Genomic DNA, 13537 nt, shown 5'->3' with positions numbered 1-13537 from the left:
TCATTTATTGCTTATAAGCCAACTTTTTTCGTGTAAATATGGGCCTTTTCGACTTTACAAGCTCTTTGGTTTGGAGTACTTTTATTAGAGAGTCTATTTATCTATTGTTTAGGGGGATTTCAAATTGATTTCACAGTTATTGGAAACTATTAATTCTAAATATCCGCTTCAGAGTCGTGGCTCAGCTGGTTTTGATGGAATAAAAGTAAAAGGAATGACCTTTAACATCAGTTCCTATGAAGCAGCAGGTCTTGGCCATGTATCAACCATGAGTGCAAAAGGTTTCTTTGGTCTGATGCAGATGGACACTCTGATCATCACACCTATAGATACTGATCTTCCGATCTATTCTTACGACCGCATCAAGGCTATGGGCAACGATAAGCTCTACGTCGAAATGTACGATACTATGATCAACACTCCATCTTTTGCTCCTATGGACAGGGTAAAAGAAAAATATAAGGACTTACCAACTATAACACCAGGGCCACAGTGGTACGATGACATCAAGCTTCCTCAGACTGTTACCTACGCAGGCAAGAAAACAGATTCAGAGAAATTTGATGAAATGGCTATAGAATACATGAAGGCATTCATCAGTATCAACGGTGCTACCATCGATGATCCAGAAGCCAAGAAAAAGAAAACTGACTACTATGTGGATGGTCTTCTTAATAATGGAGGCCCAGCAACAGATGTATTTCTTAAGTCTATAGGAAAAGACAGAACAACTCAGCTGTTCAAAGAAGTATTATTCTAAATCAGATAAACAGGTACATAAAAGAGCTTTATCCAGCCGGATAAAGCTCTTATTATTTATAATCTAATATTTAATTACTCTGCATCTATAGCAAGCTTGATTGCACCCATAATGCCCTGGTCATCATTAAGGCTAGCTGGAACAATGTATTCATCAAGATTATCAAGTGTCTTGGTATTGATATATCCAGCCATCTTCTCCTTAAACACTTTTCTAATAAGCGGGAATAACTGCATCTGATGCATTACTCCGCCGCCAAGGATAATCTTCTGTGGGCTGAGAGTCATACAGTAGTTAACCAGTGCAGTGCCGATATAGTCAGCTTCAAGCTCCCAAACAGCTTCATTGTCAACAAGCTCTTTAGCACTTCTACCCCATCTCTTCTCAATGGATGGACCAGCTGCAAGACCTTCAAGACAACTCTCATGATATGGACAAACACATTCACCTTTATCATCTGCTCTTTTATTGATGATCACATGTCCAAGCTCAGGATGCATCATTCCATGAAGAAGTTTACCATTAGTCATGACTCCGCCACCAATGCCAGTTCCTATTGTCAGGTAAATGGCATCTGTAAGGCCCTTGGCACAACCATAGGTAATCTCTCCAAGAAGAGATCCGTTAACATCAGTATCAAATCCAACAGGAATACCTAATGCCTTTTTCACGCAGCCTACAATGTCAAAATTCTTCCAGGCAGTCTTGGGGGTTGATGTGATATAGCCATAGGTCTCTGATTTCTTATCAAGATCAATAGGTCCAAAGCATGCAATTCCAATTGCTTTAATACCTTTGTCCTTGAAATAGTCTATGATCTGAGCCATAGTCTCATCTGGTGTTGTAGTAGGAATAGAAACCTGCTCATGAATCTTACCAGTCTCATCTCCAATCGCACACACCATCTTGGTTCCGCCAGCTTCCAAAGCACCGTAAAGCATATTGTATCCTCCAACTAATACATTATTCACTAAACATACATATATAAATGATTATTGCACAATACTCATTTAATCAAGCACACTGTCAATAATTCCGCCACCAAGAACAATGTCGCCATCGTACAAAACAGCTGACTGTCCTGCGGTAATGGCCCTCTGTGGTTCATCAAATACCACTTTGGCTCTTCCATCACCAAGAGGTGTTACTGTCGCAGGCTGCTCTTTGTGTTTGTACCTGATTTTGGCCTGACATCTGAACTCTGAAGTCGGCTCTTCTCCTGTGATCCAGTGGAAGCCCCTGATTATAAGTTCTCTTTTGAAAAGATCTATGTTGTCAGCAAGAATAACCTTATTGTTCTCTACATCAAGCTTGGTAACATACAATCTTCTGTCAGCTGGAATTCCAAGGCCGCGCCTCTGTCCTATAGTGTAATTTATTATGCCGTCGTGCGTTCCAAGTACATTTCCATCCTTGTCAACGAAATCACCCTTAGGATAATCCTTGCCTCTGTATCTGTGTATCATCCCAACGTAGTCACCATCTGGAACAAAACAGATATCCTGACTCTCACTCTTATGTGATGTTACAAACTGATATTCATCAGCAATCTCCCTGACCTCTGGCTTGGTAAACTCGCCAAGTGGGAAAAGAGTGTGCGCCAGCTGCTCCTCAGACAAATCATATAGAACATAGCTCTGATCCTTGTTAAGATCCTTAGCTTTCAGAAGATAGAAATGACCATCTCTCTCCTCTATTCTGGCATAATGACCTGTAACTATATAATCGCAGCCGAGCTCTCTTGCTCTCTTATAAAGGCTGTCAAATTTAAGGTACTTGTTACATCTGATGCAGGGATTAGGTGTCTCTCCCTTCTCATAGCTACATACAAATGGCTCTATTACCTTATCTTTAAACTCAGCCTCATAATGATATATGTTATATTCTATGCCAAGCCTATCACACACAGCTCTGGCATCCTTAGTATCTTCGATACTGCAGCAGGTTCCAAGAAGATCCAGGCCAACCATGTCGTTCTCATAAAGACGCATGGTGCATCCAATACAGTTATAGCCTTTTTTTAATGTAAGAGCCGCAGCAACACTACTATCTACGCCTCCACTCATTGCTATAAGAGCTGTATTAGCTTCCTTCTTATCATCTTGTACCGGCTTAAACTCAATTCCATCCATTCAAATAAACCTATTTTATCTAACAATAGCAAACACAATCTGTGCCACATAAATAAGGATCATGATAATACCTTCTGGCCTGTTGAGCTCTTTTTTGCTCACAAGGAAGAGGTATGTAATAATACTCATAAAAATGAGTACGATAAGATCAAAGAATGATGCAAAGTTAACTGCTACTGGATGAAGCACTGCTGATACGCCAAGTATGAGCATCAGATTAAAGATGTTTGATCCAATAACATTACCAACTGCAAGACCAGTCTCATTCTTACGAGCGGCAACAACTGATGTAACAAGCTCTGGAAGTGATGTTCCAAAAGCAACTACTGTAAGACCAATGAGTGTCTCCGTCATTCCAAAAAATCTTGCAATTTCCTTGGCGCTATATACAACTGCCTGTCCTCCGGCAACAATGGCGATAATACCGCCAACAATAAAAATAATGCATTTCCAAACAGGCATAAGCTCATCTTCTGATTCTTCAGTCTTGTTATTCTTGGCAGCTCTTATAAGCCAAAGAATATAGCCAACAAAAATAACAATAAGTGCTGCGCCCTCTACTCTTCCAATTACGCCTGCAGCATCTGCCATGTTATGTGAAAAGATTCCACCAGCGAATACGCTGCTTGAAAGTGTAAAAATGAAAGCAAGCACTGTAACAATAATTGAAAATGGGAAATCTCTTTTAAAAATTTCTTTGCTGCCTGGAACTGTGCAGAACAAAGCACATGCTCCAAGTACAACAAGAAGATTAAACATATTGGAGCCCACAACATTACTAAGGGCAATCTCGTTAGAGCCCTGAAGCGCAGCTGTTGAACTAACTGCAAGCTCAGGAGCACTTGTTCCCAGTGCAACGATTGTAAGACCAATAATAAGACTTGGTACTCTGAACACCTTGGCAAGTGTAGCAGAGCCATCAACAAAGTAGTCAGCTCCCTTAACAAGGGCAACAAAGCCAACGATTAACAGTAACAGATTTAGTAACATATTTTTCCTCCTTAAAAATATGCAGAAAAAAAGAGACCTTTTTTCCACAAAAAAATTGTGGTAAAAGTCTCGCTAATTATAACATATCCCGAGGATAAATCCTGTGCTGACGATATATGTTACATGCTAAAAAGCATGCCAGCTACTCCCTATTACCTAGAGAAATTATAGCACCATATAAATCAGAATGCCAACTATATTTTTACAGGTGTTATAAGCAGGATACGGGAATCTATGGTATAATTTCATGAGGAATTAAAACTCTGATTCCAGTAATCAACAGACTTTTTGGGGAACACAAACTTGATTTGTGTAGAAAGCAGGAGAAATGACAGAGAAAATGAAAAAAGCAGCAGGCAAGGGCAAGAGCCTTGCGGGGGAATTCCGTGAGTTTATCATGCGCGGCAACGTAATGGATATGGCAGTCGGTGTTATCATCGGTGGCGCTTTCCAGAAAATCATTTCATCACTTGTAGATGACATCATTATGCCAGTTATCAGTCTTCTTACAGGCGGAATTGATTTCAACAACAAATTCGTAGTTCTTGATGGCGGAAGCTATGCTACGCTCGAAGCAGCCAAGGAAGCTGGCGCAGCTACACTTAACTATGGAACCTTTATCACAGTTGTCATCAACTTTATTCTGATGGCTCTTGTAATCTTCCTTCTTATTAAGTTCATGAACAACGTATCTAATAAGTTTGCAAAGGAAGAGGCTGAGGCACCTGCAACAACTAAGATCTGTCCTAAGTGTAAGAGCGAGATCAACATCGAGGCAACAAAGTGCCCATGCTGTACATCAGATCTTTGATCAGCTGATACTTTATAAACATAGCAATACGGCTACCACTTATATAATGATAAGTGATAGCCGTATTTTTTATGACTATAAAGGAATATTTATAGTATTACTCAAGTGTGTAATCTAATGTTGCTGTTGTAACGCCAGAGCCCTGAACTCCGAAATAAGCGCCGTCACCAGCGTTTACTACGCTATTCCATGACTCAGGAGTGATTACATAGTAGTCACCTACTACAGCTACCTTTACGCACCAGAAATTATCAATAGTGATCTGGCTCTTCTTAAGCTTAAGTGTCCAGCCATTAACTGCAGCTTTGCCATTATTGGCAACTTTGAAGTTAATTGTAGCGGATCCCTGGCCATTGATTGTATATTCAAGTGCAAGGCCATCATTAACTACTGGATCATCTGGCTCAATGATGATAGGATCATCAGGATCTACTGGATCTGGATCGACTGGGTCTGGATCCACAGGATCAGGATCAACCGGATCTGGATCAACGATGATTGGCTCGTCTGGATCTGGCTCTACAACTGGATCATCCTTAACTTCTCCAACTGCAAAGAGCTCAATCTTGTCATTTACATGAGATGAACCCTGGAATCCGAATTCAACTGACTTACCTGCTTCAATTACTGAGTTCCACTCTACAGGAGTGATCACATAGTAATTGCCATCTTCCTTAATATTTACATTCCAGCTTGCATCAATGCCAACATCATCTTTTTTAACCTTAACAGTCCAGCCTTCTACTCTCTGAGAAGACTCGTTAGTTACCTTTACCTGTACCTGATAGCCTGATCCCCAGTTGTTAAGTGTATACTCTGTTGTAACACCCTTATTAACAGGTTCTGGATCTGGATCAACGATTATAGGATCATCAGGATCTACTGGGTCTGGATCTACTGGATCAGGATCTACTGGGTCTGGATCTACGATGATAGGCTCATCTCCGCTCTTAAGGATTGACCATGAATCAAAATCGATTACGCCAAACTTAGGAACAAAGTAAAGATCATATACGCCATGAAGATCTGGGAAATTCAGATAAATTGTAGCCCACTCATAATCTGAGTTAGGAATGTTCAGGAAAGCAAGTCTTGGTCCATTTGTTGCACCATCATGAATCTCGAGAACATGAGCTGAATCTGACTTATAAGTAATAGCAATCTTCTCAGAGCCGTCGAATTCAACATTCTTAACGATATATGTTACGCGAGGTCTAAGTCTCTCAACATAAGTCCTGCTACCATCTATCTTGATATCAAGGCCTTCCATAACAGTAGCATCCTCAGCCTCTACAGTTACATAAGGATTAACTGTCTCTGTAACGATTGGATCTGGCTCGTCAATTGGCTCATCTGGATCTGGATTAGGCTTAACAGGAGCTATAATTGCCTTCCATGAATCAAACTGTACTGTTGTTCCTGATACTGTCGCTACATAGTAGATGTCATGAGTACCTGTAACACTGGTATCAGCTTTGGTATAGGTCTGTACGAAGCTATCTGATGGGTTGATCTTATAGCTTGCAAGAACATCTCCATCATAAGAATCTAATCTAAGTTCAAGAACTGCAGCTTTACTTGCCTTTACGCTAAGTTCAATTGCTGCAAGACCCTGATAGAAGTTAACGTTCTTAGCTACTGCATAGCCACCATCTGCCCTGATTGCAAGGAAGGTTGTGCCATTATCAGTAATTTCAGCAGCGAATTTTCTGCTAACTGCATTCTCTGCCTCTACTGTAACATAAGGATCAACCTCTTCAGTCACAACCGGATCAGGATCTGGGACAACAACTGCTGTCTCAGACTTCTGTGCTACCCAGTAATCTACGGATGCATTTCCGCGAACACCTACAAAAACAATTGTGTTCATACCTTCAAGGTTCTTCATCTTGCCAGTAAAGGTCTTGAACTCACCGTTAGTGGTATTAATCTTGATATTTCCGAGAGTCTCACCATCAACGCTGTCTTTTCTAACTTCGATAAGTGATGCTTCATCAGCTCTTGCTGTAAGGGATAACTTAGAAAGCCCTTCACTAAAGTCAAGGTCCTTAACTATCCAGTAATCACCAGCCTCCACGCTGTTCAGAACAGTAATCTTCTTGTCGTTATATACCTCTGGTGTCTTCTCTACGCCTTCACTGCCGAAATTGGTCTCAGCCTGTACAGTGTTGTAAGGATTGAGCTTAGGAGCTGCCAGTGCTGTGACACTTGTAGCAGATGCAACGCTTGTCGCTACCAACAAACTACAAATAAGCATTGAAATACTCTTCTTCATTCGCAAAAAACCCCCTATAGTTTTTATGCACGTTATTCAGTTGTCAAAGCGCTTAAACGTTTTCGTTGCCCGAGCATGTAAATTGTAACAATTAACGTAATAAATGGCATGCAAGATATTGCTATCCACATGCCATTTATTGCTATTTGTCTGAATTTTCGTATTTTAGGCGGTTTAGACAGTTTATTATATGTCTAATTGTGCATTATTCAGATTATTCTGAAATAATAAACTATATTATTAGACAATTATTATCTATTAACTGTTCTCATTAACAAAAATAGATAATCTGCTCTGAATAATGTCCGCTACCTCCTTGGCACTCTTCTGACCGCTGAAATATGCAGAAGCTTCCTCAAAGATAATATTGTTAACATTTTCGTTATAATTGCTTACAAGAGTAAGTGATTTAATAAAGTTGTTGATCTCAAGAACTTCATCCTTGGTAAGAGGCTGCATTACTACTTCCTCTCCGCCAAAATAGTAGCTATCATCATACTCTACCTTCTTATCACCATCCATATAAAAAGATTTATGAGTAATATCTTCAGCCTTTTTATCATAGCTGGACTTTCTGATAGGGAAGCAGTAGGTGTCATTCTGATATTCCTCTGAAAGGAAGGACTTAACATACTCCCAGGCAGCATCCTTATTCTTACTCTGAGAACTGATAGCAATTCGTTTAGTAGGATAAATAATAGAGTTATTTATTCCCATATCATTAGGATAGCCGACAAAAGATATATCGGTTCCAAACATTCCTTGTTTCCAGTACTGGTAATCCCTAAAATCGCTTAGTGACATTATACAGAAAAGAGCATCATCAGTTCTATACAGAGTGTCTTTGTAATCTTCCCAAACATTATCAGGGAATTCCTCAATAAATCCATTACTAAATTCGAGGAACTGTATAAAGGAATCGCTGTCAAAGTGACAAGTCTTGTTCTCCCAGTCTATATATGTGTTTCCAGAATACCTGATTCCCTGCTCAAGGAAATCATTTCTTGTTTCAAGACCAAAAGCGGTCTGTTTGGTTGCTCCCTTAGCATCCATTAGTTCCTGACAGTCTTTGAAAGTCAGGAATTCTTTGCCATCTGTATATTTGGTCTTCATGATCATAGTTGAGATATAAAAGCTTGGAACCAGCTGATATAGCTTATCTCCAGTTTTGAAAGCATCAACTATATTGGTAATAAGGTCACTTTCGGATATATCAGGATCGTTTTCCAGATAATATGAAAGGTCAGTAAAGAGTCCTTTGTTTATATAGCTGTCCACTGGAAGACCATCGGATATTATCAGAATATCAGGTGTATTTCCTGATACTATATCCATATTAAGCCTCTCAGCGCCAGCACCATAATTATCATCTGTATCATAGGATGAGTAATCAACGAATTTGATCTTATATTCGTTGTTATTCTTGTTAAAAGCAAAGGCCTGCTTTCTGATCTCATAGTCAAGATAATATCCGCCAAGAGTAATGATCTTTTTATCCTTAACATCTTCTGGCGCAACCTTGGTGAGTCTTGCAAGATAGTAGTTAAACTCAGAATCAGGAATACATGCAATAAACTCATTGTCACTGATAGCTATAGCCGCTGCAACTGAGCCACTTGATTCTATATCAGAATCTATATAATCAAGGAGCTTAATCATGGAATCACTGGCAAGATCGTATCCATAGAAGCCTACAGAATCACTCATATACAGATCATAGCCATTGCCACCAAAGAAGGATCTGTCGCCATACTTGGCAAGTGCCTTAGATGGAGTTCCAATAGCACCCGTAGCTGGATCAAAAGTACAGAGATTATTGCCATTATCATCATAATAAGATATAAACATCTTACCGTTGAAGCCCTTGTACACCTGATAGTACAGATAATTATTTGCATTATCTATCAGCATCTTGAAGCCTTTATCTGAGGAATAGCTTACAATTCCCTGATCAAGACTTAAGATACATACACCATCATCTGTTACAGTAAAGCTGTTAACAGACAAATAGCCATCCACAGCATAATCGGCCATAAGGTCTATCTTCTCAATAAGATTTCCCTCCTTATCAAACTTAACAAGGTAGGTTTCATCCCCTTCAGAATTATATTCTGCTACCATACCATCGTCTGTGATCATATCCTCAGGTTCAGCCATTCCCTCTGTACCTTCTTCAGAAGAAGCTTCTTCACTTGCAGCCTCTTCTGCAGAACTTCCCTCAGTCGCAGCTTCATCATCAGAAAAGATATGCATCTGGCCATCATCATTATTCCCAGAGTTCTCAGAGCCATCCGATTCCTCAGAGTCTCCTGCGTCCTCATCCTCATCTTCGTAGCTCCAGTTATACTTATATTCTATTCCGTAAATATTCCCCTCTGCATCGTAGCTGACGTATGAAACATTATCATTATCAGCAGCTGGAATCTGTATATTCTTAACATCAGAGCCATCAGGATTAAAGCTGTAAATATCCATATGGTCTCCAGAAGAATATGTCGATGCATATACTCTGTCACCCACATATGCCACTCTGTTGATATTCTGTACATTGTCACAGATATCAAGCATCTCTACAGCAAATACATACTCCTTGGATGATTTGGTCACATTACCTATTAAACTGTCATCGTCTTTCTTTTTGCCGCATCCTGCAGCACTCACAGCTAATACTACAGCAAGTGACAGACACATACTCTTTTTCACGATTTTTCTCATTTCATAATCTCCTCTCCAGACTCACCAGCCTGTTTATTGTCAGCTAGTCTCTCTTTATGTCTGGCCTCTATCTCATACTTCTTATCAGCTGCATATGTCAAAAGACCTTCAATAGTCCATTTCTTGTTCCTATATGCAGAAATAATAAGTGAGCACACCATGATCACACATGCAACGTCGCAGATAAGTCTAATCATATTAAGGAGTGCAAGAACATCTTCGTAGCCTCTTGCCACATTCTCCCAATATGGGTAAAAAATTGGCTTATCCCACATACTTCTGATACCAAAATTCACACTGATACCAAGCAGATTTAGAAAAGAAAATCTGTCTGTATTATCAATTACATTGACATACTTATCGTCAAAACCAGCGCTTTCCTTGGTAATCTTGGCAAGAAGTCCATCAACAGGATTAGGGCATACTATCTCATAGCAGTTTATCCCACCGATTTTAGCATTTACTCCATCTTCAGAAATCTCTTTATCAGTAGTCTTGCCACTTAAAATCTCACCATATTTGGAAAGAGAATCATAGGACATGTAAACAATACTCTCAGATAATCCGGCAGCTTCGTTAAATCTGCCTTCCTGTCTTCTTACTACACCGGACACATAATGGTTGATCCCACCAATAGTAACGCACTGTCCAATAATGTCGTCAGAACCAAAAAGCTGCCATGCAAGGTCCTCGTCGATGACGATCTTATCCTTCATTACATCGTCAGCCATAAAATAAGAACCCGTCACAAGCTCCAGTGGATGAAAAAAGAAAAAGTCTCCATCCGCACCAATTGTGCTGACATTTTCAGCTTTTCTGTTCTCAAAGACTATAGTAGATATCCCCTGAGCACTATAGCAGCTGTTATAGACCTTTATCTCCTCACTGGCTGATGCTATATCAGAACCGCTATTGTTTCCTTTGCCAGTTCCAAGGTCTACAGTATCGACAATCTCTTTACCGCTCTTTAAAGAACTGTCCCCATCTTCTACAGCTATAACACCTGCATCTCCCAGCTTCTTTTTAAGGTTATACTCAAGCCTTTTTATATCATCTGGCGTAACAGATCTGTCTTCTGTAAAAAAGAGACTAACCTGCGCTACTTTTCCATCGTAGTCCCACCTGTTTGCCGCAAGCTGATCAGGCAGTTTGGAAATAAAAACTCTGCAAATGATACCGAGAATAATATCTATCAAAAGAAGTGCTGCAACGATTATAAGAACAATATTTCTTTTTTTATTTGAAAAAAACTTCTTAATATATCCCCAAATCTTTTCAAAAACCATTATTCGTTTGCAAGCCTCACCTGTTCTCCTGCCTTGACAGGCTTATTGGATGTTGTAATAACATATTCATCACCGTCTAATGCTGCTGTAATAGCTGAATAATTATCATCTGAAGCTATTACATCTACATCAACCTTGGCTGCTGTATATCTATTGCCAAGAGGGCTTGATTTGAACTTGACCACAAGCACAAATTTAGATGTTGAGCCAGTCTTGATAGCACTGTTAGGAACTACCATATCGTAATCTATTGCCCTCTCCCCAATAGAAAGAGCTATGTTCTGACCAGGTGTAACCTCTGTGCTTTCTATCTTGAAAGTAAGAAGCTTTTTACCTGATGGATCTGATTTGTCATTCTTGATGGATGTGAGTGTTGCTTTAAACTCATTGCTAAACATCCAGGAATTCTGTGGCTTAGCAGCATCTCCAACGTGTAATTTCTGAGCCTGTGAGTTAGTAACAGAAAAGCTTGTAGTCATATCTTTTCCATCAATCTGGATAACTGCTATTGTCTCATCAGCTGAGATAGATTCACCTGAAGCCTTATTTACTGCAGATACAATTCCGGCTACTGGAGACTTTACTGATGCTCCAACAGAATCCTTCTCAAGCTCTGCTATCTTTTCCTTCTGCTCCTTGATGCTGTCTCTCTGATTGCAAAGAGAAATCTCAGCATTTATACTCTTAACCTGTTTGTTTTTCTCTTCTTCAGCCTTTTCAAGCTCTTTTTTGGCTGCAGTCTCATTAGCCTTAGCCTCTATAAGCTTCTGATCATAACCAATACCAACCTGGCTCTTGTAGGTTTCAAGCTCTGTGGTCTCACGCTTATTCTCATCCTCAACATGAGTCCATTCCTTCTTGGCCTTCTCTATGGCTTCCTGATCATTAGGGTCATAGGTATAGTCAATGAGCTTTTTCTGATAATCAGCGTTGGCATTCTCATAGTTATATGTAAGTGTCTGATACTCAATCTCATTCTTATCATGATTCTGCAGATCAGTCAGGTATTCAACAGCTTTGGTTGCTGCATCTGCTACAGCTTTGGCAGCATCGTATCTGTCATTTACAGCCTTGAGCTTTATCTGATAAGAATCATAGGATGTAGTATTACCACTTCTGACCTTGGAAATAACATCATCTGGAACATCTCCTGAGAAAAGGGCCTGCTCATATGAAAGCTCCAGTTTTTCAAGATTCTCTCTTGCTGTCTTAAGCTCCTCGGATTCTCTGTCCTCAAGATAAAAGAGAACATCTCCGATCTCAACATGAGAGCCTTCCTTGACAGCAACTCCAGACACCTTTCTGGTCTCTTTGAGAGTTACATTATATGGATCTTCAGCAGAAACTGTTCCAGCGCCTCTTATCTGCGGGCTGACTGAACCTCTCATAACCTGCTGTGTTGCCACCTGAGGAAGTGAGTAATTCATAATAGTATTAGAAAAGAATGTAAGAACCAGCATCACTGACAAAAAGGCAATCGCTATATTCTTGATCATGTCCTTTTTATCAACCGGCTTCTTGCCATTATCACTGACAGAAACCACACTGCCCTCAACTACCTCTACAACATCGTTATCTTTTGTAAATAAATCTGACATTTCCCAATTACTCCTAACCTTAAACTAATTGACCTATAAAGGTCACCCCTTTATTCCTCCCTGGTAAGAGATACCCTCTACCAGATAGTCCTCGCCGTACAGGAAAATCAGAAGCGGCGGAACCAGATATATAACTGCAACTGCAAAAGCAAGGCTTATTTCACCTGCATTTATCTTGGATAAGAACACCGATAGTGGATGCATATCCGAATCAGGTAAAAGAATCAGCGGCTGTTCTACCATATTCCAGTAATCAAAGAACACCAGAATAGCAATTGAAGCAATTCCTCCCTTGCAGAGCGGCAAACAGACCCTGGTAAAGATATACCATTCATCTGCCCCATCTATAGAAGCAGCCTCCATAACTTCCGTTGGAATTCTCCTCATAAACTTGGTGAGAAGATAAACAGCAAAGGGAGAAAAAATACCCGGAAGCCATATTGCCCATTTTGTACCATATATCCCAATAGCCTTGGATACCAGGAAATTAGGAACCAGCGTAACCTGATATGGCATCAGCATCATAATGATATAGGCAAAGAAAATAGCATTCTTGACTTTACCCTGATACCTTGCAAAGCCATAACTCGTTAGTGTTGCTATAGCCAACTGAAAAGCAACGATAGGCACAACATATATAATAGAATTCCAGAATTTAAACAAATACTCCGGACTCTTTAATAGCACTGTAAAATACTGGGAAAAGGTAACCATATCCGGTATAAACTTAAGGTTAACCGTCTTGGAAATAAATACCTTACCACCCTTTTCTGTAGTAGCAAATATGCTGCCATAATTGGCATTTATCTCAGATGCTGACATAAAGGAATTAGTTATTGTCAGTATCGTTGGCAAAAGAAATATGATAGCAAAAACAACTGCTGCTACAGTTACCAGTATTGTCTTTAGATTATTTATCTGTATTTTTTTCTTTTTATCACGTGTTTTGAAATTAACCTGTGCGCTCATA

At 39.8% G+C, this 13537-nt stretch carries 10 protein-coding genes; 2 read left to right on the top strand and 8 right to left on the bottom strand.

What is annotated here, in order from left to right:
• Nucleotides 1-124 precede the first annotated feature (124 nt).
• The gene (locus IJI01_RS03560; protein WP_292185968.1) at nucleotides 125-760 is read left to right on the top strand and encodes a hypothetical protein; all 636 of its coding nucleotides are present in this window, start codon (nucleotides 125-127) and stop codon (nucleotides 758-760) included.
• A 74-nt stretch (nucleotides 761-834) separates the two neighbouring features.
• On the opposite strand, the gene IJI01_RS03555 is transcribed toward IJI01_RS03560, so the two are convergent.
• The 3 genes from IJI01_RS03555 to IJI01_RS03545 all read right to left on the bottom strand — a co-directional run bounded on the left by IJI01_RS03555 (nucleotide 835) and on the right by IJI01_RS03545 (nucleotide 3882).
• Nucleotides 835-1701 (bottom strand): ROK family protein, encoded by an 867-nt coding sequence (locus IJI01_RS03555; protein ID WP_292185965.1) that lies wholly within the window; start codon nucleotides 1699-1701, stop codon nucleotides 835-837.
• 69 nt (nucleotides 1702-1770) lie between these two features.
• A complete protein-coding gene (mnmA, locus tag IJI01_RS03550) occupies nucleotides 1771-2892 on the bottom strand; it encodes a tRNA 2-thiouridine(34) synthase MnmA (protein ID WP_292185962.1) in 1122 nt (373 codons plus the stop codon).
• Nucleotides 2893-2907: 15 nt separating this feature from the next.
• Complete coding sequence (locus IJI01_RS03545) at nucleotides 2908-3882, bottom strand: calcium/sodium antiporter (RefSeq protein WP_292185960.1); 975 nt, start codon at nucleotides 3880-3882, stop codon at nucleotides 2908-2910.
• Between the two features lie 340 nt (nucleotides 3883-4222).
• On the opposite strand from IJI01_RS03545, the gene mscL reads away from it, so the two are divergent.
• Nucleotides 4223-4693, top strand: a complete 471-nt coding sequence (gene mscL / locus IJI01_RS03540) for a large conductance mechanosensitive channel protein MscL (RefSeq protein ID WP_292185958.1) — start codon at nucleotides 4223-4225, stop codon at nucleotides 4691-4693.
• A 97-nt stretch (nucleotides 4694-4790) separates the two neighbouring features.
• On the opposite strand, the gene IJI01_RS03535 is transcribed toward mscL, so the two are convergent.
• The 5 genes from IJI01_RS03535 to IJI01_RS03515 form a co-directional block, all read right to left on the bottom strand.
• Complete coding sequence (locus IJI01_RS03535) at nucleotides 4791-6968, bottom strand: cellulose binding domain-containing protein (RefSeq protein ID WP_292185955.1); 2178 nt, start codon at nucleotides 6966-6968, stop codon at nucleotides 4791-4793.
• 258 nt (nucleotides 6969-7226) lie between these two features.
• Nucleotides 7227-9683, bottom strand: coding sequence for an ABC transporter substrate-binding protein (locus IJI01_RS03530; RefSeq protein WP_292185952.1), 2457 nt, complete (start codon nucleotides 9681-9683; stop codon nucleotides 7227-7229).
• On the bottom strand, nucleotides 9680-10969 hold the full coding sequence (locus IJI01_RS03525) for an ABC transporter permease (protein WP_292185949.1): 1290 nt from the start codon (nucleotides 10967-10969) through the stop codon (nucleotides 9680-9682). The genes IJI01_RS03530 and IJI01_RS03525 overlap by 4 nt, the downstream gene beginning before the upstream one ends.
• Nucleotides 10969-12567: an HlyD family efflux transporter periplasmic adaptor subunit gene (locus IJI01_RS03520; RefSeq protein ID WP_292185946.1), complete on the bottom strand. Its 1599-nt coding sequence runs from the start codon at nucleotides 12565-12567 to the stop codon at nucleotides 10969-10971. Before IJI01_RS03520 ends, IJI01_RS03525 begins: the two co-directional genes overlap by 1 nt.
• A gap of 42 nt (nucleotides 12568-12609) precedes the next feature.
• Nucleotides 12610-13536, bottom strand: coding sequence for a carbohydrate ABC transporter permease (locus IJI01_RS03515; RefSeq protein ID WP_292185943.1), 927 nt, complete (start codon nucleotides 13534-13536; stop codon nucleotides 12610-12612).
• Nucleotide 13537 lies beyond the last annotated feature (1 nt).

Origin of the sequence: Butyrivibrio sp. (genome assembly GCF_017433805.1) — a bacterium.
Taxonomy (GTDB): domain Bacteria; phylum Bacillota; class Clostridia; order Lachnospirales; family Lachnospiraceae; genus Butyrivibrio.
The sequence above is the reverse complement of the archived record's forward strand: the minus strand, read 5'-3'. Positions and strand labels throughout refer to the sequence as shown.

Coding starts and splice junctions, on each gene's coding strand:
- IJI01_RS03555 (WP_292185965.1), bottom strand. CDS start 1,701: ATGCTTTACGGTGCTTTGGAAGCTGGCGGAACCAAGATGGTGTGTGCG.
- mnmA (WP_292185962.1), bottom strand. CDS start 2,892: ATGGATGGAATTGAGTTTAAGCCGGTACAAGATGATAAGAAGGAAGCT.
- IJI01_RS03545 (WP_292185960.1), bottom strand. CDS start 3,882: ATGTTACTAAATCTGTTACTGTTAATCGTTGGCTTTGTTGCCCTTGTT.
- mscL (WP_292185958.1), top strand. CDS start 4,223: ATGAAAAAAGCAGCAGGCAAGGGCAAGAGCCTTGCGGGGGAATTCCGT.
- IJI01_RS03535 (WP_292185955.1), bottom strand. CDS start 6,968: ATGAAGAAGAGTATTTCAATGCTTATTTGTAGTTTGTTGGTAGCGACA.
- IJI01_RS03530 (WP_292185952.1), bottom strand. CDS start 9,683: ATGAGAAAAATCGTGAAAAAGAGTATGTGTCTGTCACTTGCTGTAGTA.
- IJI01_RS03525 (WP_292185949.1), bottom strand. CDS start 10,969: ATGGTTTTTGAAAAGATTTGGGGATATATTAAGAAGTTTTTTTCAAAT.
- IJI01_RS03520 (WP_292185946.1), bottom strand. CDS start 12,567: ATGTCAGATTTATTTACAAAAGATAACGATGTTGTAGAGGTAGTTGAG.
- IJI01_RS03515 (WP_292185943.1), bottom strand. CDS start 13,536: ATGAGCGCACAGGTTAATTTCAAAACACGTGATAAAAAGAAAAAAATA.